Source organism: Galbitalea sp. SE-J8, assembly GCF_030345695.1.
In the GTDB taxonomy this organism is placed as follows: Bacteria; Actinomycetota; Actinomycetes; order Actinomycetales; family Microbacteriaceae; genus JAUASV01.
Window position 1 is genome coordinate 62857 of the sequence record NZ_JAUASV010000015.1, and the last position, 23694, is coordinate 86550.

Annotated in this window: 21 protein-coding genes; 18 read left to right on the forward strand and 3 right to left on the reverse strand. The window is 72.2% G+C overall.

All coding sequences use genetic code 11. The features are described from left to right. The first annotated feature begins 22 nt into the window (after nucleotides 1-22). From QT381_RS10730 to QT381_RS10745, 4 genes are read left to right on the forward strand one after another with little or no spacing between them, the layout of a single operon-like run. The gene (locus QT381_RS10730) at nucleotides 23-1231 is read left to right on the forward strand and encodes an ABC transporter substrate-binding protein (protein ID WP_289248934.1); all 1209 of its coding nucleotides are present in this window, start codon (nucleotides 23-25) and stop codon (nucleotides 1229-1231) included. Between the two features lie 7 nt (nucleotides 1232-1238). Next, nucleotides 1239-2447 carry an ABC transporter ATP-binding protein gene (locus QT381_RS10735; RefSeq protein ID WP_289248935.1) on the forward strand — a complete coding sequence of 403 codons (1209 nt, stop codon included), beginning with the start codon at nucleotides 1239-1241 and terminating at the stop codon, nucleotides 2445-2447. Beyond that, complete coding sequence (locus tag QT381_RS10740; protein ID WP_289248936.1) at nucleotides 2447-3367, forward strand: ABC transporter permease; 921 nt, start codon at nucleotides 2447-2449, stop codon at nucleotides 3365-3367. The genes QT381_RS10735 and QT381_RS10740 overlap by 1 nt, the downstream gene beginning before the upstream one ends. After that, on the forward strand, nucleotides 3364-4170 hold the full coding sequence (locus tag QT381_RS10745) for an ABC transporter permease (RefSeq protein WP_289248937.1): 807 nt from the start codon (nucleotides 3364-3366) through the stop codon (nucleotides 4168-4170). The genes QT381_RS10740 and QT381_RS10745 overlap by 4 nt, the downstream gene beginning before the upstream one ends. A gap of 15 nt (nucleotides 4171-4185) precedes the next feature. Here the strand turns inward: QT381_RS10745 and QT381_RS10750 are convergent, their stop codons facing one another. Beyond that, nucleotides 4186-5124 carry a hypothetical protein gene (locus tag QT381_RS10750; RefSeq protein WP_289248938.1) on the reverse strand — a complete coding sequence of 313 codons (939 nt, stop codon included), beginning with the start codon at nucleotides 5122-5124 and terminating at the stop codon, nucleotides 4186-4188. Between the two features lie 85 nt (nucleotides 5125-5209). Further along, nucleotides 5210-6547 carry a 4-aminobutyrate--2-oxoglutarate transaminase gene (gene gabT / locus QT381_RS10755; protein WP_289248939.1) on the reverse strand — a complete coding sequence of 446 codons (1338 nt, stop codon included), beginning with the start codon at nucleotides 6545-6547 and terminating at the stop codon, nucleotides 5210-5212. Nucleotides 6548-6562: 15 nt separating this feature from the next. On the opposite strand from gabT, the gene QT381_RS10760 reads away from it, so the two are divergent. From QT381_RS10760 to QT381_RS10790, 7 genes are all read left to right on the forward strand, one after another. Continuing rightward, on the forward strand, nucleotides 6563-7027 hold the full coding sequence (locus tag QT381_RS10760; RefSeq protein WP_289248940.1) for an OsmC family protein: 465 nt from the start codon (nucleotides 6563-6565) through the stop codon (nucleotides 7025-7027). Nucleotides 7028-7091: 64 nt separating this feature from the next. Continuing rightward, nucleotides 7092-8093, forward strand: coding sequence for a DUF2330 domain-containing protein (locus tag QT381_RS10765; RefSeq protein ID WP_289248941.1), 1002 nt, complete (start codon nucleotides 7092-7094; stop codon nucleotides 8091-8093). A 91-nt stretch (nucleotides 8094-8184) separates the two neighbouring features. After that, nucleotides 8185-9192 carry an FKBP-type peptidyl-prolyl cis-trans isomerase gene (locus QT381_RS10770; RefSeq protein WP_289248942.1) on the forward strand — a complete coding sequence of 336 codons (1008 nt, stop codon included), beginning with the start codon at nucleotides 8185-8187 and terminating at the stop codon, nucleotides 9190-9192. Nucleotide 9193: 1 nt separating this feature from the next. Further along, complete coding sequence (gene dxr / locus QT381_RS10775; protein WP_289248943.1) at nucleotides 9194-10288, forward strand: 1-deoxy-D-xylulose-5-phosphate reductoisomerase; 1095 nt, start codon at nucleotides 9194-9196, stop codon at nucleotides 10286-10288. 55 nt (nucleotides 10289-10343) lie between these two features. Beyond that, nucleotides 10344-11738, forward strand: a complete 1395-nt coding sequence (locus QT381_RS10780) for a M50 family metallopeptidase (RefSeq protein ID WP_289248944.1) — start codon at nucleotides 10344-10346, stop codon at nucleotides 11736-11738. A 65-nt stretch (nucleotides 11739-11803) separates the two neighbouring features. Continuing rightward, nucleotides 11804-12955 carry a flavodoxin-dependent (E)-4-hydroxy-3-methylbut-2-enyl-diphosphate synthase gene (gene ispG, locus QT381_RS10785; protein ID WP_289248945.1) on the forward strand — a complete coding sequence of 384 codons (1152 nt, stop codon included), beginning with the start codon at nucleotides 11804-11806 and terminating at the stop codon, nucleotides 12953-12955. 208 nt (nucleotides 12956-13163) lie between these two features. Next, on the forward strand, nucleotides 13164-14933 hold the full coding sequence (locus QT381_RS10790) for a proline--tRNA ligase (RefSeq protein WP_289248946.1): 1770 nt from the start codon (nucleotides 13164-13166) through the stop codon (nucleotides 14931-14933). Nucleotides 14934-15178: 245 nt separating this feature from the next. On the opposite strand, the gene QT381_RS10795 is transcribed toward QT381_RS10790, so the two are convergent. Beyond that, nucleotides 15179-16123: a hypothetical protein gene (locus QT381_RS10795; protein ID WP_289248947.1), complete on the reverse strand. Its 945-nt coding sequence runs from the start codon at nucleotides 16121-16123 to the stop codon at nucleotides 15179-15181. Between the two features lie 778 nt (nucleotides 16124-16901). Between QT381_RS10795 and QT381_RS10800 the strand changes: the two genes are divergently transcribed. The 7 genes from QT381_RS10800 to nusA all read left to right on the forward strand — a co-directional run bounded on the left by QT381_RS10800 (nucleotide 16902) and on the right by nusA (nucleotide 23070). Beyond that, nucleotides 16902-17843, forward strand: a complete 942-nt coding sequence (locus QT381_RS10800) for an AAA family ATPase (protein WP_289248960.1) — start codon at nucleotides 16902-16904, stop codon at nucleotides 17841-17843. A 21-nt stretch (nucleotides 17844-17864) separates the two neighbouring features. Beyond that, entirely contained in the window at nucleotides 17865-18740 is an 876-nt protein-coding gene (locus QT381_RS10805) for a DUF58 domain-containing protein (protein ID WP_289248948.1), read from the forward strand. Continuing rightward, complete coding sequence (locus tag QT381_RS10810) at nucleotides 18727-19191, forward strand: hypothetical protein (protein WP_289248949.1); 465 nt, start codon at nucleotides 18727-18729, stop codon at nucleotides 19189-19191. The genes QT381_RS10805 and QT381_RS10810 overlap by 14 nt, the downstream gene beginning before the upstream one ends. Nucleotides 19192-19195: 4 nt before the next feature. Further along, entirely contained in the window at nucleotides 19196-20203 is a 1008-nt protein-coding gene (locus QT381_RS10815) for a vWA domain-containing protein (RefSeq protein WP_289248950.1), read from the forward strand. Continuing rightward, nucleotides 20200-21309 carry a vWA domain-containing protein gene (locus QT381_RS10820; protein WP_289248951.1) on the forward strand — a complete coding sequence of 370 codons (1110 nt, stop codon included), beginning with the start codon at nucleotides 20200-20202 and terminating at the stop codon, nucleotides 21307-21309. The genes QT381_RS10815 and QT381_RS10820 overlap by 4 nt, the downstream gene beginning before the upstream one ends. Next, complete coding sequence (locus QT381_RS10825) at nucleotides 21306-21983, forward strand: tetratricopeptide repeat protein (RefSeq protein ID WP_289248952.1); 678 nt, start codon at nucleotides 21306-21308, stop codon at nucleotides 21981-21983. Before QT381_RS10820 ends, QT381_RS10825 begins: the two co-directional genes overlap by 4 nt. Before the next feature lie 91 nt (nucleotides 21984-22074). After that, nucleotides 22075-23070, forward strand: a complete 996-nt coding sequence (nusA, locus tag QT381_RS10830; RefSeq protein WP_289248953.1) for a transcription termination factor NusA — start codon at nucleotides 22075-22077, stop codon at nucleotides 23068-23070. Nucleotides 23071-23694 lie beyond the last annotated feature (624 nt).

The window sequence follows — 23694 nt, forward strand, 5'->3', positions numbered from 1 at the left end:
ACGCGGAACGCGAGGAGACGCGATGCCCGGAACGCTTCCCGACGACCCGATCATCCGCCGGCTGGTGCAGCAGGCGCGCGCCGCCCAGCTGACCCGGCGCGCCGTGCTCGCGGGGGCCGGCGGCATCGCGACGGCCGCGACCCTCGCCGCCTGCGCGGCCGGGGAGAAGGCCAAGCCGACCGCGGCGAAGGACGTCTCGGCGACCGAGAAGACCCTCGCCTGGTCGAACTGGCCCGCCTACATGGACGAGGACGACGACGGCAACCACCCGACGCTCGACGCGTTCGAGAAGCAGTCCGGCATCACCGTCACGTACAACGTCGACGTCGACGACAACAACTCCTACTACGCGAAGGTGCGCGACCAGCTCGCGCTCGGCCAGGACATCGGTGCCGACACGGTGTGCCTCACCGACTGGATGGTCGGCCGCTGGATCACCCTCGGCTACACGCAGGAGCTCGACCACGCCAACATCCCGAACATCTCCAACCTCGTCCCCGACCTGGAGGACCCCGACTTCGACCCCGGGCGCAAGAACTCGCTGCCGTGGCAGGGCGGCTTCGCCGGCCTCGCCTGGAACACCGAGAAGGTGCCGAACGGCCTGAAGTCGATCGACGACCTGTGGGACCCGAGCCTCAAGGGCAAGGTCGGCGTGCTCAGCGAGATGCGCGACACGATCGGCCTGCTCATGCTCAGCCAGGGCGTCGACATCTCGGGCGACTTCACGGCCGACCAGTTCCAGGCGGCGATCGACCTGTTCACCAAGGAGGTGAACGACGGCCAGATCCGCAACGTCAAGGGCAACGCCTACCTCGAGGACCTGCAGAACGAGGACACCCTCGCGGCCATCGTCTGGTCGGGCGACATCACGACGATCAACGGCGAGGTCGGCTACGAGAAGTGGAAGTTCGCCATCCCCGACTCGGGCGGCACGATCTGGAACGACAACTTCCTCGTGCCGATCGGCGCGGCGCACAAGGCCAACGCCGAGGCGCTCATGAACTACTACTACGAGCCCGAGGTCGCGGCCGAGGTCGCGGCGTGGGTGAACTACATCACGCCCGTCGTGGGTGCGAAGGAGGCGATGGAGTCGATCGACCCCGACCTCGCCGAGAACCAGCTCATCTTCCCGTCCGACGAGACCCTGGCGACGGTGAAGCGGTTCCGCACGCTCACGTCCGCGGAGGAGCAGCAGTTCGGGGCGGCCTTCCAGGCCGTGCTGCTCGGCTGAGCCGCCCGTGGCGCAGCAGGCGTTCGCCGAGTCCGGGGCCGACCTCGAGCTCAGCGGCATCACGAAGCGGTTCCCGGGCTTCACGGCGATCGAGGAGCTCGATCTGACCATCCCCGCGGGCTCGTTCTTCGCCCTGCTCGGGCCGAGCGGATGTGGCAAGACGACGACCCTGCGCCTCGTCGCGGGACTCGAGGAGCCGACCTCCGGCCGCATCCTGATCGGCGGCAAGGACGTCACGGCCTCGAAGCCGTACCAGCGCCCGGTCAACACCGTGTTCCAGAGCTACGCGCTGTTCCCGCACATGACGGTGCTCGAGAACGTCGCGTTCGGGCTCAAGCGTCGCGGCATCCGCGACGCGGCCGGGAGGGCGCACGAGGCGCTGCGCCTCGTCGAGCTCGACCACGTGTCGGGCCGCAAGCCCGCACAGCTCTCCGGCGGCCAGCAGCAGCGCGTCGCGCTCGCGCGCGCCGTCGTGAACCGCCCGGCGCTGCTGCTGCTCGACGAGCCGCTCGGCGCGCTCGACCTCAAGCTCCGCCGGCAGATGCAGCTCGAGCTGAAGAGCATCCAGTCGGATGTCGGCCTCACCTTCCTGCACGTCACGCACGACCAGGAGGAGGCCATGACGATGGCCGACACGGTCGCGGTCATGAACAAGGGCCGGATCGAGCAGATGGGCGCCCCGCAGGAGCTCTACGAGCTGCCCGCCACGGCCTTCGTGGCCAACTTCCTCGGGCAGTCCAACCTGTTCCCGGGCGAGGCGGTCTCCTCGTCCGGCGACCTCCTCGTCGTCGGCACGGGCGGCACGAGGCTCAGCGTGCCGCGCGAGCGCGCGCAGCGGCACTCGGGCGAGGTCGTCATCGGCGTGCGGCCGGAGAAGATCCTGCTGCACTCCGAGGAGCCGGATGCCGTCGCCGGCCAGAACGTGCTCGGCCCGGGGCGCGTCGTCGACGTCTCGTTCAGCGGCGTGAGCACGCAGTACCAGGTGGCCGTGCCGGGTCTCGGCACGCTCGTCGTGTTCTCGCAGAACCTCGTCTACGGCTCGGTCGTGTCGCTCGGCGCGGTGGTCTGGCTCAGCTGGGGCGTCGAGCACGGCTTCGGTCTCGCCGACGACCCGGCGTCGATCGAGCAGCCCGGCCGGTTCGTCGACGACACCGACACCTCCGCGATCGCCCTGCAGCAGCGCGCCGCGCTCGAGGCGGAGCTGGACGAGGCCTGATGGCGTTCGGGGCATTCGCCACCACGGCGGCGCAGAGCCAGGCGGAGGACGCACCCCGGCGCCGCAGCTGGGTCGCGCTCGTGCTGCTCCTGCCGGGCATCGCGTACCTCGCGCTGTTCTTCCTCGTGCCGCTCGTCTCCCTCGTCCTCACCTCGTTCAACGCCCCCGGGCCGTCGGGCGCGATGGGCGACTACGTGCCCGGGTTCGAGTGGAGCAACTACGTCACGGTCGTGTCGATGTACGGCGAGCACATCATCCGCTCGTTCCTCTACGCGCTGCTCGCGACCGCGTTCGCGCTGCTGTTCAGCTACCCGCTCGCCTACCTGCTCGGGGTGCGGCTGCGGCGCTTCCCGCTCGTGCAGGCGCTCGGCGTGACGCTCGTCATCGCTCCGTTCTTCATCTCGTTCCTGCTGCGCACCCTGGCCTGGAAGGCGATCCTCTCCGACGAGGGTCCGGTGTCGACGGCGCTGCACGCGCTCTCACTGCTCGGCTCCGACGACCACATCACGGGCACGCCGTTCTCCGTCGTGTTCGGCCTCACCTACAACTTCATCCCGTTCATGACGCTGCCGATCTACACGTCGCTCGAGCGCCTCGACCTGCGCTACGTCGAGGCGGGCGGCGACCTCTACGCGGGGCCCGTGCAGACCTTCCTGCGGGTCACGCTGCCGCTGTCGCTCCCGGGCGTCGTCTCGGGCTCGCTGCTCACGTTCATCCCGGCCGCGGGCGACTACGTCAACGCGTCGTCGACGTTCCTCGGCGGCACCGGCACGCAGATGGTCGGCAACGTCATCGAGGCGAACTTCCTCAGCCTGCAGAACTACCCGGCGGCGGCCGCGATGTCGATCATCCTGATGGCGATCATCCTCGTGCTCGTCGGAGTGTACGTCGCCCGCAGCGGCACGAAGGACCTGGTATGAGCGCCGTCGGCCGGTTCCTCGGCCGTTTCGCGCTCCCGGTCTACGGCGTGCTCGCGTTCGTGTTCCTGCTCATCCCGATCGCGTACACGATCGTGTTCTCGTTCAACCAGGTGCGCCGCACGAACATCGCCTGGCGCGGGTTCACGCTCGACAACTGGACCAACGTCTGCGACGACCCGACCGTGTGCCAGTCGTTCGCGAACAGCATCGTCGTGGGCGTCGTCGCGACCGTGCTCGCGACGGCGCTCGGCACGGCGATCGCGATCGCCCTGGTGCGCTTCCGGTTCCGGTTCCGCTCGGGCACGACGCTGCTGCTGTTCCTGCCGATGGCGAGTCCCGAGGTGGTGCTCGGCGCGGGTCTCGCGGCCGAGTTCCTCACGGCGGGCGTGCCGAAGGGCATCGGCACGGTCATCCTCGCCCACACGATGTTCTGCATCAGCTTCGTCGTGACCACGGTGCGCGCCCGGGTCGCCGGCCTCGACCCGGCGCTCGAGGAGGCCGGGCGCGACCTCTACGCGAGCCCGGGCCAGGTGTGGTGGCGCATCACGTTCCCGCTGCTGCTGCCCGGCATCGTCGCGGCGGCGCTGCTGAGCTTCGCGCTGAGCTTCGACGACTTCATCATCACGAACTTCAACTCGGGCTCGTTCATGACCTTCCCGAAGTACATCTACATCGCGTCGGCCCGCGGCATCCCGCCGCAGGCGAACGTCATCGCGAGCGCCGTGTTCTTCATCGCCCTCATCGTGGTCGTCGTCTCGCAGCTCACGACCGCGGCCCGGCGCAAGCGCCTCGCGCGCGGCTGAACGGGGGAGCGGCGCTCAGTACTTCGCGTTCCGCGTGAGCAGCGCGAGCCCCACGGCGAGCTCCGTCGGGTTGCAGTAGCCGCCGTAGCCGAGGTAGCCGGCGGGCTGCACGGCGTGCGACGCGCAGTCGGCGGCGTGCTCGAGCGGCTCCCAGTCCGGCGCCACCGGGAAGTCGGGCGCGTTCGTGGCGGGATCGACGTCGTTCACGAAGACCGACGGCGAGTGCTTCTCCATCGCCTTCCAGCCCGTCGCCGACATCCCGAACGCCGAGAACTGGTGGTAGTGCGCGCACTCGTGCAGGGCGACGCCCTGCTGCCACGCGGGCGAGTAGGCGCCCACGGTGGTGTCGTCGATCGAGATGCCGCGCTGCCACTGGAACTCCCCGGCCGCGCCGTCCGCGGCGATGCCGCGATCGAGGTGCACCGCGACGGTCGGGCAGTAGGGTGCGATGTAGTCGTACACGGTGCGCTGGAACCCGGTGTAGTGGGCGGGGTTCTCGTACTTGACGGTGAAGGTCGCGGAATAGTCGGTGTTCAGCACCCCGCGGGCCACGCTCCTCGCCGACCGGAAGCGGTATTTCACGGTCCGCACGGCAACGCTCGCGGGCACGGTGTAGGCGGGGAGTTTCGCCGAGTAGAAGTACCTCGACGACTGCTTCGCCTTCTTGATGGTCTTCCAGGTGCCGGAGCCGACCTTGCGCTGCAGCGTGACCTTGCCCTTCGGCGCGGCGGACGAGCCCCGGTACCGGTACTTCGATCCGACCTTCAGGGTGTCGCCCCGTGCCCCGGACGCCCGCACGATCGTGCCCTGGCGGTAGCCGTCGATGGCGCGTCCGGTGAGGTAGAGCTGGTAGGTCGTGCCGGCGGCGTCGGCGGGCGCCCCGCCGACGACGACGGAGCCGGCCACGAGGGCGACCGTGCTCAGGGCGATGGCGAGGGAGCGGCGGCGGTGCATGCGTCCACCGTAGGAGCGCGACGGGGCGCCGGCCGCGGATTGTTCACAGCGCTGCGTCCACGGCGCTGTGGTCGGCGCGCGCGGGTCAGAGCGCGGCGAACGCCTCGTCGAGCACGCCGACCGCATCCAGCAGCTGCTCGTCGGTCGTCGCGAGGCTCGGCAGGAAGCGCAGCACGTTGCCGTAGGTGCCCGCGGTGAGCACGAGCACGCCGTGCTCGAGCGCGAAGCGGACGACGGATGCGAGCGCGGCCGGGTCGGGATCGAGCGTGCCCGGGTGCACGAGCTCGATCGCGAGCATCGCGCCGAGGCCGCGCACGTCGCCGATCACCGGGTGCCTCGAACGCAGGTCGAGCAGCGCCGGCCTCAGGGTCGCCTCGATGCGGCGGCCCTCGGCGAGCAGGTCGCGCCGCTCGATCTCGGCGAACACGGCGACCGCCGCGGCGGCCGCGACCGGGTTGCCGGCGAACGTGCCGCCGAGGCCGCCCGGGTGGGCGGCGTCCATGATCTCCGCACGCCCGGTGACCGCGGCGAGCGGCAGTCCGCCCGCGATGCCCTTCGCCGTGAGCACGACGTCGGGCACGAGCCCGAGGTGCTCGCTCGCGAACAGCCGGCCGGTGCGCGCCATGCCGCTCTGGATCTCGTCGGCCACGAACACCACGCCGTTCGCGGTGCACCAGTCCTGGATCGCCGCGAGGTAGCCCTCGGCCGGCACGATGAAGCCGCCCTCGCCCTGGATCGGCTCGGCGACGACCGCGGCGAGATCGGACGCGCCGATCGCCTTCTCGAGGTGCGAGATGGTGCGGGCCGCGGCATCCGCTCCGCTCAGGCCGTCGCGGAACGGGTACGAGCCGGGCACGTGGTGGATGCCGGGGGCGAACGGCCCGAAGCCGGCCTTGTACGGCATCGCCTTGTAGGTCATCGCCATCGTGAGGTTCGTGCGGCCGTGGTAGGCGTGCTCGAGCACGGCGATCGCGCTGCGACCGGTGTGCTTGCGCGCGATCTTGACGGCGTTCTCGACCGCCTCGGCGCCGGAGTTGAGCAGCACGCTCTTCTTCGCGTGATCGCCCGGGGTGTGCTCGGCGAGCAGCTCGGCGACGCGCACGTACGACTCGTAGGCCGAGATCGTGAACATGCCGTGAGTGAGCCGGCGCAGCTGCTCGCTCGCGGCGGCGACGACCGCGTCGTCGGTGTGCCCGATCGTCGTGACGCCGATGCCCGAGCCGAGGTCGATGAACCGGTTGCCGTCGACGTCGACGACGATCGCCCCGTGGCCGCGCTCCAGGAACACCGGCACGGCGCTCGAGACGCCCGCGGCGACGACGGCCGCGCGCCGCTCGGCGAGCGCGAGCGAGCGCGGCCCGGGAATGGCGGTCACGACCTGCCGGCTCGGCGGGATCGGGGGGAGCTCGGCACGGTCGGTCATGGTGGAATTCAGTGTATGGAGACGGACCACCACTTCGCGGTCGACCTCGAGTGGACGGGCGACCGCGGCGAGGGCACGAGCTCGTACCGCGGCTACTCGCGCGCGAACACCGCCACGGTCGCGGGCAAGCCCGAGCTGCTCGGCTCGGCCGCGCGCGTGTTCCACGGCGACGCCGACCGGTGGAACCCCGAGGAGCTGCTCGTCGCGGCGCTCAGCGAGTGCCACCTGCTGAGCTACCTGCACGTCGCGGTGAAGCACGGCATCGTCGTGACCGGGTACACGGATGCCGCCACCGGCACGATGCGGCAGGAGGGCGACGGCGGTCGGTTCACCTCGGTCACGCTGCGCCCGCGCGTGACGATCTCCGCCGGCGACCCGGAGCTCGCGACCGCGCTGCACGGAGAGGCGAGCGCGCTGTGCTTCATCGCCTCGAGCGTGAACTTCCCCGTGCGTCACGAGCCCGAGACCCTGGTGGTCTGAGCACTTCTTACGAACCCGCGCGCCGGACCCCCGGTCGTGGGACGGCGTCTGAGACGATGGTGCGGTGACGACGGCATGGCGGGCGATGACGGTCGTGCTCGCAGCCGCGCTCGCGGCCGCGAGCGCGCTCGGCGGGGCGGCATCCGCGTCGGCGTCGACCGCCGTGCTGCCCGATTCGGGCGCGGGCACCCGACTGCGGGCCGCGGTGTCGTTCGCGGACGGCGTCGAGACCCTCGACGTGTCGTTCACCGTGCCGGCCGGTGACGGCCGGGTCGGCCTCGTGCTGCCGACGCCGTCAGCCGCCGAGTCGAGCGTCGGCGACGGCGGGCTGTTCGATCGGCTCGAGGCGTCGGCCGCGCCGCGCCGCCTGGTCGAGGACGACTGGTGGGGCCGGCGCTCGGAGAGCGCGACGACCGGCGCCGCAACCTCCGCCGGCGCCGTGCCGCTGTCCGAGCCGGACGAGCGGACCGTGCGCGGCACGAACCGCTCGAAGCTCAACGCCTGGCTCGCCGACAACGACCTGCGGCTCAGCGATGCGCAGCGCGACACGCTCGGCGAGTACGCCGAGCGCGGCTGGTCGTTCGCCCTCGTCGCGTTCGACGCGCCCGCTGCTCCCGCCGCGCTCCAGCCCGTGCGCCTGACCTTCGAGACGAAGGCGCCGGTGTTCCCGCTCGGCCTCTGGGCCGGGTCCGCCGCCGCGGTGCGGGCCCGGTTCTACGTGCTCGGCCCGGGGCGCACCGAGCTGCGCGAGGACACCCGCGCGGGCCGGCCGATCGACGCGGCGCAGTCGGTGGTGTGGGCCGGGCCGCTCGCGGGCACGCCCGCGGCGCGCGACGGCGCCTACCTCACCGTCACGGACGTCGTCATCGACACCCCCGCGGACCAGATCACGGACGATGTGCGCTTCGACGCGGCCGTCGCCGACGACGAGAGCATCCCGTCGGTGACCGTCTACCGGCCGATCGCACTGCTCGACATCCCGCTCGGCTGGCTGCTTCTGGTCTGGGGCGGCGTCGGGCTCGCGCTCGGCATCGGCTGGATCTCGTACCGCACCCGGCGCCGCTGAGCGTTGCGCACTGGCTCCGGGCCCACGGCATCCGTCGTCCCGTCGCTGGGCGTGGTCGGCACCGTGGGCCGGATGCGTCAGACTGGAGCGCGTGCGCCGTCAGCTCCCCGTTCTCGTTCTCGCCGCCGGTCTCGCCGCCCTGAGCCTCGCCGGCTGCGCCGGGGCGGCGCCGGACTCGGCGCCCGGATCCTCGTCGACGCCGAGCGCGCCGGCCTCGCCGTCGAACGCCGTCGACCCGAGCGCGCCGTGCGAGCCCGCGGCCTCCGGTGACGCCTCCGACGGCGTCGACGTCACGGGCGACGTCGGCACGGCGCCCACCGTCACCGTCGCGTCGCCGCTCTCCGTCGACGCGACCCAGCGCACCCAGCTCGTCGCCGGCACGGGCGATCCGCTCGTCACGGGCGGTCGTGCCGTCGTCGAGTTCACCCTGCTCGACGCGAAGACGGGGGCGATCGCCACGAAGTCGAGCTACGACGGCAGCGACGCCCTCACCCTCAGTGAGGGCACGTCGCTGCCCGGCCTCGACGCGACGCTGTGCGGGGCGACGGTCGGATCCCGCGTCGTCGGCGTCATCCCGCCGGCGGACGCCTGGGGGAGCACCGGCCAGTCCAGCCTCGGCATCGGCGCGGGCGACACCATCGTGTTCGTCGCGGACGTCACCGACGTGCTGCCGCCGATCGTCGCCGAGCCGATCGCCGAGATGGACGGGATGCCGACCGTGACGTTCGCCGACGACGGCACGCCGACGATCACCATCCCGAAGACCGACCCGCCCGCGCACACCCGGCTCGGCCTCATCGAGAAGGGCGACGGCGCCGTCGTGCCCGCCGGCGCGACCGTGTCGGTCGACTACGAGGGCGTGGCGTGGAGCACGGGAGAGGTGTTCGACTCGAGCTACGCACGCGGTCAGCCCGCCTCGTTCGCCACGACGCAGGTGGTCAACGGCTTCCGGGCTGCGCTCGAGGGCCAGACCGTCGGATCGACGCTGCTGCTCGTCGCCGCGCCCGTCGACGGCTACGGCGCGAAGGGCAGCGGCGACAAGATCAAGCCGAACGAGACGATCGTCTTCGTCGTGCACATCGAGAGCATCGCGGGCTGACGTGCGCCGGGTCGTGATCCTGGGGTCGACCGGCTCGATCGGCACCCAGGCGCTCGACGTCATCCGCGCGAACCCGGAGCGGTTCGAGGTCGTCGGGCTCGCCGCCGGCACGGACGCAGCGGGCGTCGCCGCCCAGGCCGCGGAGTTCGGCGTCGAGCACACGGCGCTCGGGGCGGGTGCCGCCGCCCAGCTCGTGCGCGACGTGCCGGCCGACGTCGTGGTCAACGGCATCACGGGCTCGGTCGGGCTCGCGCCCACGCTCGCCGCGCTCGCGGCGGGCGCCTCGCTCGCCCTCGCCAACAAGGAGAGCCTCATCGTCGGCGGCTCGCTCGTGACGGATGCCGCGGCGCCCGGCCAGATCGTGCCGGTCGACAGCGAGCACTCCGCGATCGCGCAGGCGCTCGCCGCGGGCACGCACGCCGAGGTGCGCCGCCTCGTGCTCACGGCATCCGGTGGCCCGTTCCGCGGTCGCAGCCGGGACTCGCTCGCGGGCGTGACGCCCGCGCAGGCGCTCGCGCACCCGACCTGGGACATGGGCCTCGTCGTCACCACGAACTCGGCGACGCTCGTCAACAAGGGGCTCGAGGTGATCGAGGCGCACCACCTGTTCGCCGTGCCCTTCGACCGCATCGACGTCACCGTGCATCCGCAGTCGATCGTGCACTCCATGGTCGAGTTCGTCGACGGCTCGACGATCGCGCAGGCCTCGCCGCCCGACATGCGCCTGCCGATCTCGCTCGGGCTCGACTGGCCGCACCGGGTCGCCGGCGTCGGCCGTCCGCTCGACTGGACCACGGCATCCGCCTGGACCTTCGAGCCGCTCGACGAGGAGGCGTTCGGGTCGGTCGCTCTCGCGAAGCGCGTCGGGGTGGCCGGGGCGACCTACCCCGCGGTGTTCAACGCGGCGAACGAGCAGGCGGTCGCGGCGTTCCACGCCGGGCGGATCGGCTTCCTCGACATCCTCGACACGGTCGCCGCCGTCGTCGACGCGCACGAGCCGCTGCCGATGACGCTCGACGGCGTGCTCGAGGCCGAGCGCTGGGCGCGGGCCGCCGCCGACGCCCGCATCGCCCGCGGCCTCTCAGCCGCACCATAACGACTGCCGAGCCGCCGTCCAGATCGGGGTCCGGGGGCCGGTCTATGCTCGCGGCGTGGAAACCGTGCTCCTGTACATCGTGGGCATCCTCATCATCGTCGTGGGACTCGCGCTGTCCATCGGGCTCCACGAGCTCGGCCACCTCGTGCCGGCGAAGCGGTTCGGGGTGCGCGTCGGGCAGTACATGATCGGCTTCGGACCGACGATCTTCTCCCGCCGCCGCGGCGAGACGGAGTACGGCGTCAAGGCCATCCCGCTCGGCGGCTACATCTCGATGGCGGGCATGTACCCGCCGAAGGACGGTCAGCGCGGCGAGCACGGCCGCGACGCGACCACCGGGTTCATGCAGACCCTCGTGCAGGACGCGCCCGTGCTCGAACGCGCGGCGGAGGACGCGGGCGAGGTCGCGACGACCGTGGTCGTGCCGGGCGGCACCGTCGAGCGCGAGGTCGAGCTCGACGACCCGAAGCGCTCGTTCTACAACCTCGCGTTCTGGAAGCGCATCGTCATCATGCTCGGCGGCCCGGCGATGAACCTCGTCATCGGCATCGTGCTGTACGCGATCGTGCTGTGCGGCTTCGGCATCGCCCAGTCGTCGACGACGATCGGCAGCGTGAGCGCGTGCGTCATCCCGGCGGCCTCCGCGCAGCAGGACTGCACCGCGGGCGACGCCCCGGCCCCCGGCGCGGAAGCGGGCATCCGGCCGGGCGACCGGCTGGTGAGCATGAACGGCACCGCGATCACGTCCTGGGCGCAGGCCACGAAGCTCATCCGTGCCTCCGCGGGCACGCCGATCGCGGTCGTCGTGGAGCGGGACGGCGCGGATGTCGACCTCACCGCGACCCCGCTGCTCACCGAGCGCTACGTCTACGACGAGCGCGGGGACGTCGTGAAGGACGCGAACGGCGACTCGGAGACCGAGCGGGTCGGCTTCCTCGGCATCGGCGCGGCGACCGAGGTCGTGCAGCAGCCGATCACGGCGGTGCTGCCCGCGGTCGGCGAGAACGTCGGCAGCGTCGTGCACATCATCCTGAACCTCCCGCAGCGCCTCGTCGACGTCTGGAACGCGGCCTTCGGCTCGGCCCCGCGCGACCCGAACGGGCCGGTGAGCGTCGTCGGCGTCGGCCGGCTCGCGGGGGAGATCGCGAGCATCAACACGGTGCCGGTGGCCGACCGCGCGAGCGCGCTGATCGGCCTCCTGGCCTCGCTCAACATCGCCCTGTTCGTGTTCAATCTCATCCCGCTGCTGCCGCTCGACGGCGGTCACGTCGCCGGGGCGCTCATCGAGGCGATCCGTCGCGGGTTCGCGCGGCTGCGCCGCCGCGCCGATCCCGGCCCGATCGACATCACGAAGGCGCTGCCGCTCACCATGACGGTCGTGATCGTGCTCGGCGCGATGAGCGCGCTGCTCGTCTACGCCGACATCGTGAAGCCGATCAGCGTGCTCTGATCGTGACCCGCGCCCGGGACCTCGGTCCCCGGCGCGGGTCACCCGGCGCACGTAGAATCGCCCCCGTGCCAGCCGTCAACCTCGGACTCCCGAAGACCCCCCAGACCCTCTCGCCGCGTCGGAAGACCCGTCAGATCCGGGTCGGCAGCGTCGGGGTCGGCAGCGAGTCGCCGGTGTCCGTGCAGTCGATGACGACGACGCAGACCCACAACATCAACGCGACCCTGCAGCAGATCGCCGAGCTCACCGCGACCGGATGCGACATCGTGCGCGTCGCCGTGCCGCACCAGGAGGACGCCGACGCCCTGAGGATCATCGCGATGAAGAGCCAGATCCCGGTCATCGCCGACATCCACTTCCAGCCGCGTTACGTGTTCTCGGCGATCGACGCCGGGGTCGGCGCCGTGCGCGTGAACCCCGGCAACATCCGCAAGTTCGACGACAAGGTCGGCGAGATCGCGAAGGCCGCGAAGGATGCCGGGGTCAGCATCCGTATCGGCGTCAACGCCGGCTCGCTCGAGCCGTCGCTGCTGCAGAAGCACGGCAGGGCGACCCCCGAGGCGCTCGTCGAGAGCGCGGTCTGGGAGGCGTCGCTGTTCGAGGAGCACGACTTCCACGACTTCAAGATCTCGGTCAAGCACAACGACCCGGTCACGATGATCCGGGCCTACCGGCTGCTCGCCGAGCGCGGCGACTGGCCGCTGCACCTCGGCGTGACCGAGGCCGGGCCGGAGTTCCAGGGCACGATCAAGAGCGCGACGGCGTTCGGTGTGCTGCTCGGCGAGGGCATCGGCGACACCATCCGCGTCTCGCTCTCCGCACCGCCCGCGCAGGAGGTCAAGGTCGGCCTGCAGATCCTGCAGTCGCTCGGCCTGCGCGAGCGCAAGCTCGAGATCGTGTCGTGCCCGTCGTGCGGTCGCGCGCAGGTCGACGTGTACCAGCTCGCGAACGACGTCACCGCGGGGCTCGAGAAGATGACCGTGCCCCTGCGGGTCGCCGTGATGGGGTGCGTCGTGAACGGTCCCGGCGAGGCCCGCGAGGCGGACCTGGGCGTGGCATCCGGAAACGGTCGCGGCCAGATCTTCGTCAAGGGCGAGGTCATCAAGGTCGTGCCCGAGGCGGAGATCGTGCAGACGCTCATCGAGGAGGCGAACCGCATCGCGGCCGAGCTGCCCGCGGATGCCGCGGTCGGCTCGCCGACCGTCGTCACCGCCTGAGTGCGATGCCCCCGAACGGGGGGTGTTCGCGGCGCGGGTCCGGGGGTAATCTGTCGGCGCAGGAGCGGAGCAAAGTTCACTGCTGATCGGCGACGGTGTCAATCGGGTTAGCACCGTCACCGATTGCCGAACCGGGCGGGATCCCCCTGTCCCCCGCCCGGTTCGGGCCTGGCCGGTTGCGGCCCGCCCGCCGATAGACTCGCTCCTCGTGGTAACGCGCCTGTCCCAGCTCTTCGTCCGCACCCTGCGCGAGGACCCGTCCGACGCCGAGGTGGCCTCGCACCGCCTCCTCGTGCGCGCCGGGTACATCCGTCGCCAGGCGCCAGGGATCTTCGCGTGGCTGCCGCTGGGACTGCGCGTGCGTCGCAACGTGGAGCGCGTCATCCGTGAGGAGCTCGAGGCGTTCGGCGCGCAGGAGGTGCACTTCCCCGCCCTGCTGCCGCGCGACCCGTACGAGGCGACCGGCCGCTGGGAGGAGTACGGCGACGGCATCTTCCGGCTCAAGGACCGCAAGGATGCCGACTACCTGCTCGCGCCGACGCACGAGGAGGTCTTCACGCTGCTCGTGAAGGACCTGTACTCGTCGTACAAGGACCTGCCGCTGTCGATCTACCAGATCCAGGACAAGTACCGCGACGAGGCCCGTCCCCGGGCCGGGCTGCTGCGCGGTCGCGAGTTCTCGATGAAGGACTCGTACTCCTTCGACTACACGGATGCCGGCCTCGACGAGTCGTACCAGCAGCACCGCGACGCGTACGAGCGCATCTTCACGCGGCTCGGCATCGACTACGTCATCGTGCAGGCGGATGCCGGGGCCATGGGCGGATCGCGCAGCGAGGAGTTCCTCGCGCCCGTCGCGATCGGCGAGGACACCTTCGTGCGTTCGGCGGGCGGCTATGCGGCGAACGTCGAGGCCTACGAGACGCCCGTGCCCGATCCGCTGCCCCTCGACGCTCTGCCCGAGCCGACCGTGTTCGACTCGCCCGACACGCCCACGATCGCGACGCTCGTCGACCTCGCCAACGCCGAGCAGCCGCGCGCGGACCGGGCCTGGACGGCGGCCGACACTCTCAAGAACGTCGTGCTCGCGGTCACCCACCTCGACGGCGAGCGCGAGCTGGTCGTGGTCGGGCTGCCCGGCGACCGCGAGGTCGAGCTGAAGCGCGTCGAGGTCGCGTTCGCGCCCGCCGACGTCGAGCCCGCGACCGAGAAGGACTTCCTCGACAACCCCGGCCTCGTGAAGGGCTACATCGGGCCGTGGTCGCCCACCGGCGCCGTGCTCGGCGAGGAGTCGTTCACCGGCATCCGCTATCTGCTCGACCCGCGCGTGGTGGAGGGCAGCTCGTGGATCACGGGCGCGAACGTCGATGAGAAGCACGTGTTCGGACTCGTCGCGGGCCGCGACTTCGCGGGCGATGGAGTCATCGAGGCGTCCGACGTGCGCGACGGCGATCCGGCGCCCGACGGATCGGGCCCGCTCGAGACCGCGCGGGGTATGGAGATCGGGCACGTCTTCCAGCTCGGACGCAAGTACGCCGACGCGCTCGGACTGCGCGTGCTCGACGAGAACGGCAAGCTCGTCACGGTCACCATGGGCTCGTACGGCATCGGCGTCACGCGGATCCTCGCGCTGCTCGCCGAGCTCAATCACGACGACCGCGGGCTCGTCTGGCCGCGGGCGATCGCCCCGTTCGACGTGCACGTCGTGGCCGCGGGCCGCGACGAGGCGGTGTACCAGGTGGCGTCGTCGCTCGCGGCGTCGCTCGAGGCCGGCGGACTCGACGTGCTCTACGACGACCGTCCGAAGACGTCCCCGGGCGTGAAGTTCGGCGACGCCGAGCTGCTCGGAGTGCCGATCGTGGTCGTGGTGGGCCGGGACGCCGCCGCGGGCATCGTCGAGGTCTGGGACCGCCGCGCGGGCACGAAGTCGAACGTCGCCCTCGCCGACCTCCCGGCGGCGATCGCGGCGATCCCGTAGCGCCGCTCCGCTCGCCCGGGCGCGTTTCGCCTCGCCCGGGCGTGTTTCGCCTCGCCCGGGCGTGTTTCCCCCTCGCGCGAGCGCGTTTCCCCCTCGCCCGGGCGTGTTACTCGAAACCACCCCGACGTCCGGGCGGTTTCGAGTAACACGCTCGGGTGGGCGCCGCGCGGCCTCGGGCGCTCACGACGGCGGCCTCGGGCGCTCACGAGCGCAGCCTCGGGCGCTGAGCACGGCGCCCGGGGCGCTCACCACCGCAGCCCCGCCTGGCGCAGCGTACGCTCGAGTGCGGCGAGGGACCACGCCGTGGCCCAGTCCCACCGGGCGCACACCGGGAACGGCTCGAGCGCCCGGATGCGGTCCTCGCGCTTCTTCTCGCGGATGACCGCCGCGGCCGCGGTCTCGCCCGGGCGGAGGAACTCGGGCTTGAGGTACTTGCCGAGCCCGTCGAACTCGCCGAACACGCGGAACTCCGGCCACCAGTAGTCGGACCACATCGAGCCGAGATGATCGATGAACTCGTGCTGCAGGATGGGCGGCGGCGCGCCCATCACGTGGATCCCGGTGCGGCTCACCGATTCGCCCGGGGACCCCGAGCGCCCGTCCCCGAACTCGATCGCGGCGAGTGCGGCGGTCCGGCCGCGACGCAACCCGCGTCGAGCCCACTCGTCCAGGAGGGCGTCGAGTTCCACGGGATACTCCGGGCGGCCGGTCTCCGAGCGGGATCGCGACGACAGCGCGAAGTCGATCATCGCGACCGCACTGGACATCGGCACCGACGATGCGATGTCCACGAGTGTGCGCGTCAGGGACGTCGTCCGGATGCCGTCGAGCTCGACGACATCCGGCACCGGGCCGACGGCGTGGGTCTCGGCGTACTTCCCGGTCGAGGTGCCGTGCACATCGCGGATGACGTCGACGCGCCGTGGCCAGCCCGCGACCTCGGGGAGACCCCACAGTGCCGCCGCGGAACGGTAGCCGAAGACGGTGCCGGGCACCGCGCGCGCGTAGGCGTGGATTCGCGCCAGGTGGCGCGCATCCGTGCCGAGCGTCTTCCACTCGTTCGTGGGGAGATAGACCGCGTGGGCGAGGCGCACGAACCGCCCGGCCTCGACGGATCGGTAGAACGAGGATCGCATGCCGCTGCGCAGCGCGTAGTGGGCGGGAATGAGGAGATCGGGATCGAATCGCATGCGCGGGATGCTGCCCCGCCCGCTGACAACGCGGGCGCCGAGTCCCGTGACCGTGAGAATCCGACGCGGATGCGGATCGGTGGAGGAGGGGCCGACGAGCCACCCGAGCGTGTTTCCCGCTCGCCGCAGCGTGTTCCGGTTCGCCCGGGCGTGTTTCCCTCCTGTTCGCCCGGGCGTGTTTCCTGTTCGCCCGGGCGTGTTTCCTGTTCGCCCGGGCGCGTTTCCCGCTCACCCGAGCGTGTTACTCGAAACAGGGCGGACGTCCGGCCGATCTCGAGTAACACGCTCGGGTGAGGGCTCGGGTGAGGGCTCGGGCGCGCCGGGGTGCGGGGGAGTAGAGGGCCGGGGCTCGGGTGGGGGGAGTCGCGGGTGGCGCCCAGGCGCGGCTGGCTAGGGTGGCGGCGTGACGATCGAGCAGCACGACGTGATCCCCGATCCTCCGTCCGGGCCCGGCGACGAGGTCCCCGAGGCACACCCCGCGCCCGCGCCGGACCTTGCGCATCACGCCCCAGCCCCCGCGCCAGCGTCCGCGCCCGCGCATCCCGCGCCCCCGCACCCCGCCCCGCGACCCGGTCCGCACCCCGCCCCGCACCCCGCCCCGCACCCCGCCCCGCACCCAGCCCCAGCTCCAACCCCAACCCCAACCCCAACCCCAACCCCAACCCCAACCCCAACCCCAACCCCAACCCCAACCCCAACCCCAACCCCAACCCCAACCCCAGCTCCCGCCCCGCACCCCGCCCGCCTTGCGCCCGACGAGCTCGCCCGCGCCACGGGCATCCTCGGCGCCATCGGCCGGGCCTACGACGCCACCGTCGTCGGGCAGCACGACCTGCGGCGCAGTCTGCTCGTCGCGCTGCTCACCGGGGGGCATGTGCTGCTCGAGAGCGTGCCGGGCCTTGCGAAGACGACCGCGGCACAGTCGCTCGCGACCGCCGTCGCCGGGAGCTTCGCCCGTATCCAGTGCACACCCGACCTGCTGCCGTCCGACATCGTGGGCAGCCAGATCTACAACGCGAAGACGGCCGACTTCGAGACCCGGCTCGGGCCCGTGCACGCGAACATCGTGCTGCTCGACGAGATCAACCGTTCGAGCGCGAAGACGCAGTCCGCGATGCTCGAGGCGATGCAGGAGCACCAGACCACGATCGGCGGCGTGCACCATCGGCTGCCCGATCCGTTCCTCGTGCTCGCGACCCAGAACCCCATCGAGCAGGAGGGCACCTACCGCCTGCCCGAGGCGCAGCTCGACCGCTTCCTGCTCAAGGAGGTGCTCGACTATCCCGCCTTCGACGAGGAGCTGCGCATCGTCGACCTCGTCGACTCCGGTGAGTTCGAGCGGCCGCACGCGCCGGCCGCGACGACGGATGACGTGCGGTTCCTGCAGCGAGGGGTGCGCCGGGTGCACCTCGACCCCGCGATCACGAACTACATCGTGTCGCTCGTCTACGTCACGCGGCACGCCGCGCAGTACATCGCGCCGGAACTCGCGGCGGCGGTCGAGTACGGCGCGAGTCCGCGCGCGTCGATCGCGTTCGCCCGTGCGGCGCGGGCGGTCGCCCTGCTGCAGGGCCGCGACCACGTCATCCCGGAGGACGTCAAGGGCCTGCGCCACGTCGTGCTTCGGCACCGCATCATCCTCGGCTTCGAGGCCATCGCCGACGGGATCGCGCCGGAGACGGTGATCGACGCGGTCGTCGACGCGGTTCGGGCTCCCTGAGACCGACCGGAAGTCAGACGGATGCCGGGCCTCCTCCGCCGTGTCAAGACGACGCTGTCGATCGGCGCGCACCGCCGCATCGCGGGACTGCTCGACGGCGAGTACGCGAGCGTGTTCCACGGCCGGAGCCTCGAGTTCGACGATCTGCGGCCGTACGTGCCGGGGGACGAGCTCAAGGACATCGACTGGAAGGCGACGGCGCGGCTCGGCGACCTGATGACGAGGCGGTTCGTCGCCCGGCGTCAGCACACGGTCGTGCTCGTCGTCGATGACGGCCGGGCGATGGCGGCGCGGGCCGCGGGCGGCGAGTCGAAGCGCGAGGTCGCGGTGCTCGCGGCAGGCGTGCTGGGCTACCTCGCCCACCGGCACGGGGACCTCGTCGGGCTGCTCGCGCGCGACCGGTACCACCCCGCGTCGGGGGGCGAGGCGCACCTGGAGCGCCTGCTGCAGACGGCGCACGATGCCATCCGTCTCGATGCTCCGGCGGGCGACCTGACGGCGCCGCTCGCGCGCGCGGCGCGCTTGCTGGGTCGCGGGCGCATCCTCGTCGTGGTGTCCGACGATTGCCCGCTCGGCGAGGCGGAGCTCGCGCTGGTGCGGCGCCTCGCGGTGCGCCACGAGCTGCTCTGGGTGACGATCGCCGACGCCGACCTGATGGCCGCCGAGCTCGTGCCGGCGGGGGTGCGCGACGTCGAGTCGAGCCTCGCGCTGCCGGCGTTCGTGCGCGACGGCCCCGCGCTGCGCGCCGAGTTCGCGGCCGCGACGGCGGCGGCCGCAAAACGCACGAGCGACGCCCTCGAGCGCCTCGGCGTCGCGAGCGCGCGCGTCGGGTCGAGCGAGGCCGTGATCCCCGCGCTGCTGCGCCTGCTCGAGGAGCACCGCCGTGCCCGACGCTGACGGCTTCTACCCGCCGGTCGAGTTCTCGCCGCTGTGGCTGCTGCTCGCGGCCGCGATCGTCGTCGCGCTCGTCGCGTATCTCGTGCTCTCGCTCGCGCTGACCAGACCGCGCGCGACGACACCCGACGACGGGGATCCGCTCGCGGCCGGTGACCTGCGCATCAGCTACCTCCTCCTCATCGACGAGGTCGGCGTCGCCTACCGGGAGGGACGGCTGTCGGCTCCCGAGGCGCACCAGCGGCTCAGCCTCGTGGTGCGCGAGTTCGCGGCACGGATGCGCGGCATCCGCGCGCCGTACATGACGCTCGCGGACCTGCGCGAGCAGCGCATCGACCCGCTCGCCGACACGGTCGCCGAGCTGTACCCCGGCGCGTTCGGCGCCGGCCCCGGCACCCCGAGCGTCGAGCTCGCGGCGGCGCGGGCGCGCGAGCTGGTCGGCGGCTGGCGGTGATCGGGTGATCGTGCTGCAGGGCTGGCTCGCCCCGGTGTGGCTCGTCGCGGCGGCGGGCGCGATCGCGCTCGCGATCGTGCTCGTGCGCAGGCGGCGCGACAGGCGAGCGGATGCCGACGTACCCGTCGCGCACAGCGAGCGGCTGACCGCGCTGCCGGGCTACCGCCGCAGCCTGCGCCGCTACACCGTGCTGCTGTCCGCGCTCGCCGCGGTCGTGCTCGTCGGGTTCGTGGCGGCATCCGTGCTCACGCTGCGGCTCGCGGTGCAGCGTGTCGACCGCACCGACCCGGCGACGCGCGACATCGTGCTGTGCCTCGACGTCTCGGGCTCGATGGTCGACTACGACAGCGAGGTCGTCGGGGTGTTCTCCGACCTCGCGAAGCGGTTCGAGGGGGAGCGGCTGAGCCTCGTGCTGTTCAACGCGAGCGCCGTGACGTACTTCCCGCTCACCTCCGACCTGTCCTACATCGAGGCGCAGTTCGCCCGGCTGCAAGGCGAGTTCGCCTCGCCCGAGCAGAGCTATTTCGACGGCACGCTGTTCGGCGACGGCTCGTCGCTCGTCGGGGACGGGCTCGCGTCGTGCGTCACGAGATTCCCGGATGCCGCCGCGGCGACGGACGCGGACGCCGGCCGCTCGCGCTCGGTGATCCTCGTCACCGACAACCTGGTCGCGGGCAAGCAGGTGTTCTCGCTGCCCGAGGCGGGCGATCTCGCCCGTGACCGCGGCGTGCGCGTCTACGGCATCAACCCCGGCGACACCGAGAGCGAGGACTACATCCCGGACATCGCCGACGAGTTCCGCAGCGTCGTCACAGCGTCGGGCGGCGCGTACTACGCGCTCGACGACCCGGATGCGATCCCCGACATCGTGCGTCGCATCGAGCGCGAGCAGGCCCGGGTCACCGCGGGTCCGATGCGCGTCGTGATCGCGGATGCGCCCGCGCTCGCCGCGTGGGCCGCGCTGCTCGCGCTCGTGGCGGCATCCGTGCTCGGCTGGGCGGTGCGCCGGTGAACGGTCTGATCCTCGACCCCGTCGTGCCGGTCGCGGCGCTCGTCTGCGGCGTGCTCGTCGTCGCCGGGTTCTCGATCGCCGCGCTCGTGCGCGCGCGGGGGCGCCGCGGCGCGCGGCTCGACGCCGTGCTGCGCATCGTCGCGGTCGTGCTCCTGCTCGTCGTGGCGCTGCGGCCGACCATCCCGGGCGGGCAGGCGGGGCCGACGGTGAGCGGCGGGCTCGAGGTGTACTTCGCGCTCGACACGACGAGCAGCATGGCGGCCGAGGACGTCGACGCGGCGCTCGCCACGACGGATGCCGGCGGGCCCGGCACCGGCACAGCCGGCGTGCCGCGGCGCCTCGACGCGGCGCGCGCCGACATCGAGCGCATCGCGGCGGCGCTCGACGGCGCCCGGTTCTCGCTCGTGACGTTCGACGCGGCGACCGTGCAGCGCGTGCCGCTCACGGCCGACGCCTCGGCGCTCACCGCCGCTCTCGAGGTCACCACCCCGGAGGTGACCGCCTACTCGCGCGGGTCGTCGATCGACGCGGCCGTGCCGACGCTCGAGTCGATCCTCTCGTCGGCGCGGACGAGCGCACCGGGCGACGATCGCGTGCTGTTCTACCTCGGGGACGGGGAGCAGACGAGCGAGGACGCCGTCGGCTCGTTCGCGTCGCTCGCGCCCTATCTCACGGGCGGTGGCGTGCTCGGCTACGGCACGATGACGGGCGGGCCGATGCGCGAGTTCGACGGGTACACCCAGGACGACGACCAGGAGGGATACATCCCCGACCCCGCGGACCCGTCGCGACCGGCGCTGTCCCGGATCGACGAGTCGGCGCTCGGCACGATCGCCCGGCAGCTCGGTGTCGCCTACACGCACCGCACCGCGCCCGGGGGCATCGACGGCGTCGTCTCGGGGATCGACGTGGGCGAGCTGGTCAGCGAGCCCGGGCGGCCGATCCCCGCGACCGAGTTCTACTGGATCCCGGCGATCCCGCTCGCGGTGCTGCTGCTCGTGCTGCTCGCGCGGCTCGTGGCCCCGATCGCGGAGGCCCGCGCCGCACGACCCGCGTCGCGGCCGAGCGGCCGGCGCGCGTCGCGGGCGGCGGGGGAGCGGCCGTGACCCGGCCACGGCGGGCGCGCGTGCGCGCGGTGCTGCTCATCGCATCCGTTCCGCTCGCGGTCGTGGCGCTCGCCGCGGTGATCTGGCTCGTGCGTCCGGTCGTCGTGGGCCACGACGCCGTGCGCGACTACGAGCGCGGGCGCTTCGACGCGAGCGCCGAGTCGTCGGGGTCGCTCACCGGCCAGTGGATCGTCGAGCCGTGGATCCCGTACTTCGACCGCGGCGACGCGCTCGCCGCCGAGCAGGACTACGTGCGCGCGATCGACGATTTCGAGAAGGCGCTCACGCTCGCCCCGGACGACCGCGAGTGCGTGGTGCGCACGAACCTCGCGCGCGCGTGGACGACCCTCGCCGACGAGTACGAGCAGGGCGGCTACCACGAGGGCGCCGTCAAGCTCTACGCCGTCGCCCAGAGCGTGATCGACGCGGCCGGCGAGCGCTGCCGCGACGACCAGATGCTGCAGCAGACCCAGCAGGACATCGAGCAGGGCCGGCAGCAGGCGCAGGACAACGCGGATGCCGCGCCCGACGACGGCGCCGGGCGGGACGAGCAGGGCAAGCTCGACGCCCTCGGCCAGCGCGAGCAGCAGGGCGGGCAGGAGGTGCAGGACGGCGACGCGCGCGACCGCGGCGGGCAGGGCGGGGCATCCGGTCCGGTCGAGAAACCGTGGTGAGGGCCGGGCCGGGCCGGAGTGGTGCGCTACCGTAGAGTCGCCCGTCCGCCCAGCGGCCGACGGTGGAACTCCATACGAAAGGCCCCCTGGCGTGGACATCGACCTCACCGTGCTGCGTCTCATGGAGCGGGAGCGCGAGATCCCGTTCGAGGAGCTCGTGCAGATCATCGAGCAGGCGATCCTGACCGCCTACCTCAAGCACACCGCCGAGAACGACGGCAAGGATGCGGTGACCGACGGCGCCCGCGTCGAGCTCGACCGCAAGACCGGTCACGTCGCCGTCTTCGTGCCCGAGCGCGATGACGAGGGCAACGTCATCGGCGAGGTGCAGGAGGACCCGCACGACTTCGGCCGCATCGCCGCGTTCGCCGCGAAGCAGGTCATCAACCAGCGGATGCGCGACATCGGCGACGACAAGGTGCTCGGCGAGTTCAAGGGACGTGAGGGCGACATCGTCGCGGGCGTCATCCAGCAGGGACCGAACCCCCGCATGATCCACGTCGACCTCGGCAGCGTCGAGGCGATCCTGCCGCACGAGGAGCAGGTGCCGGGCGAGGAATACGAGCACGGTCGCCGCATCCGGGTCTACGTCACGAGCGTGAGCAAGGGGCTCAAGGGCCCGTCGATCACCGTGAGCCGCACCCACCCGGGGCTCGTGCGCAAACTCTTCGCCCTCGAGGTGCCCGAGATCGCGAACGGTCTCGTCGAGATCACCTCGCTCGCCCGAGAGGCCGGCCACCGCACCAAGATGGCCGTGCGCGCCACCGAGCCTGGCATCAACGCGAAGGGTGCCTGCATCGGCGAGCTCGGGCAGCGCGTGCGCGCCGTCACCGCGGAGCTCAACAACGAGAAGATCGACATCGTCGACTACTCCGACGACCTCGCGACCTTCGTCGCGAACGCCCTGTCGCCCGCCAAGGTCACGAGCGCGTTCGTGATCGACGCGGGTCTCAAGGCCGTGCGCGCGCTCGTGCCCGACTACCAGCTCTCGCTCGCGATCGGTAAGGAGGGCCAGAACGCCCGCCTGGCCGCGAAGCTCACGGGCGCGCGCATCGACATCCAGCCGGACTCGATCCTGGAGAGCTGAGCCCTCCGCCGGTCGAGGAGCGCGCAACGTCCTCTCCGCCGGTCGAGGAGCGCGCGACGGAGTGCGTTGGCCCCGTTGGTCGAGGAGCGCGCGGCGGAGTGCGTTGGCCCCGTTGGTCGAGGAGCGCGCGACGGAGTCGCTCGCGTCTCGAGACCACCACTGTTCTGTCGGCATGCGTGTGGTCTCGAGACGCCGGCTCGCTGCGCTCGCGGGCTCCTCGACCAGCGGGAGGGGTGCTGCGCGTTGCGCGGCGCGGCGGGGTGCGTTGGCCCCGTTGGTCGAGGAGCGCGCGACGGAGTCGCTCGCGTCTCGAGACCACGACTGTTCTGTTCGGCATGCGTGTGGTCTCGAGACGCCGGCTCGCTGCGCTCGCGGGCTCCTCGACCAGCGGGAGGGTGCTGCGCGTTGCCCGGCGCGGCGGGGTGCGTTGGCCCCGTTGGTCGAGGAGCGCGCGACGGAGTCGCTCGCGTCTCGAGACCACGACTGTTCTGTTCGGTGTGGGTGTGGTCTCGAGACGCCGGCTCGCTGCGCTCGCGGGCTCCTCGACCAGCGGGAGGGTGCTGCGCGTTGCCCGGCGCGGCGGGGTGCGTTGGCCCCGTTGGTCGAGGAGCGCGCGACGGAGTC

What these genes read in the sequence shown, in the direction of transcription:
- QT381_RS10730 (WP_289248934.1), top strand. Translation starts at nt 23, where the DNA reads ATGCCCGGAACGCTTCCCGACGACCCGATCATCCGCCGGCTGGTGCAG.
- QT381_RS10740 (WP_289248936.1), top strand. Translation starts at nt 2,447, where the DNA reads ATGGCGTTCGGGGCATTCGCCACCACGGCGGCGCAGAGCCAGGCGGAG.
- QT381_RS10745 (WP_289248937.1), top strand. Translation starts at nt 3,364, where the DNA reads ATGAGCGCCGTCGGCCGGTTCCTCGGCCGTTTCGCGCTCCCGGTCTAC.
- QT381_RS10750 (WP_289248938.1), bottom strand. Translation starts at nt 5,124, where the DNA reads ATGCACCGCCGCCGCTCCCTCGCCATCGCCCTGAGCACGGTCGCCCTC.
- gabT (WP_289248939.1), bottom strand. Translation starts at nt 6,547, where the DNA reads ATGACCGACCGTGCCGAGCTCCCCCCGATCCCGCCGAGCCGGCAGGTC.
- QT381_RS10760 (WP_289248940.1), top strand. Translation starts at nt 6,563, where the DNA reads ATGGAGACGGACCACCACTTCGCGGTCGACCTCGAGTGGACGGGCGAC.
- QT381_RS10795 (WP_289248947.1), bottom strand. Translation starts at nt 16,123, where the DNA reads ATGCGATTCGATCCCGATCTCCTCATTCCCGCCCACTACGCGCTGCGC.
- QT381_RS10805 (WP_289248948.1), top strand. Translation starts at nt 17,865, where the DNA reads ATGCCGGGCCTCCTCCGCCGTGTCAAGACGACGCTGTCGATCGGCGCG.